Source organism: Bartonella sp. MR110HLJHH, from assembly GCF_042194225.1.
In the GTDB taxonomy this organism is placed as follows: domain Bacteria; phylum Pseudomonadota; class Alphaproteobacteria; order Rhizobiales; family Rhizobiaceae; genus Bartonella; species Bartonella grahamii.
In genome coordinates this window covers 1-1,009 of record NZ_JBHIMQ010000042.1, presented here as the reverse complement: position 1 = coordinate 1,009, position 1,009 = coordinate 1, and the positions used below count along the sequence as shown (strand labels likewise).

The window sequence follows — 1,009 nt, the reverse complement described above, 5'->3', positions numbered from 1 at the left end:
TGAGAGTATTACTCTGTATTTGTAAAATTTTTGTTAAAGTGCTTCACTTCTCATTAAAATAAATCTCACTAAGATTCTTACTATAGAATATATTGTTATGAGACTTTATAAGTATACTACTCTATGGCTTTCTCTGTAAAATATTACTTCTCTATAATATAAAATTTCGCCCTTGTCTGATGAGACAAGGGCGAAACTTCGCTTAAATTGTAGTTTTTCATATACTCTGATATTATCTTAATTTCAGAGTTATTCCACCACCTGCTCCCCACTGGCCTCCGACACTGATTGCTGATAGATTAGAGCGAATCTTGCCATCTTCAGATGTATAACCTGCACCAATAGCAAAGGCAGATTGGCCACGCCAAAAACCACCACCAAATGAAACACTTACAGATCCTGGATCATCGAAGTAACGTAAGTTAGACACTGCCAAACCAATCGCTGCTGCTTGCCTTGCCTCTTTGCGCACATTCGTAATATCATAACTTAGTGCGTCAAACTTCATATCGGTATAGGATTTCGCCTCGTTAATACTATTATTGACAAGACCGTTAACTTGATCATCCGTATACTTTTTCGCTTCAGAAAGAGTAATCTTCATCTGCTCCTCGGTATAATTATGTAACTGACCACCATTCACTGCGTCCTTAGAGCCTTTTTTAATTTCTCCATCTTTAACATTAGTAATCAAAACAGGTTCACTGTCATCGGCACCTTTTAGAGTGATGCTATTGGTTTTCTTTCCGCTTTCTTTATCAACATCATAGCTAACCGCAAGATTCACCTTGTTTTCAACTTCTGTTACCTTGTTTTCAACTGCTGTTACCTTGGTTTCAACTGCTGTTACCTTGTTTTCAACTGCTGTTACCTTTTCATTCGTCGTCCAGAGCTGTCCTCCATTCACGGCGTCTGTTGAATTTTCTACAAGAGCACCCTTCTCTACATTGACAATCTTGCTGGGCTTACCATCATGACTAGCGTCATACCCTTCTTTTCCTGCGTCCCA

At 38.8% G+C, this 1,009-nt stretch carries 1 protein-coding gene; it reads right to left on the bottom strand.

The window, feature by feature from the left end; all coding sequences use genetic code 11:
• Window positions 1–232: 232 nt before the first annotated feature.
• Window positions 233–1,009: YadA-like family protein (locus ACFIKB_RS09025; protein ID WP_375653413.1), on the bottom strand; the 777-nt coding region annotated here is incomplete at its 5' end.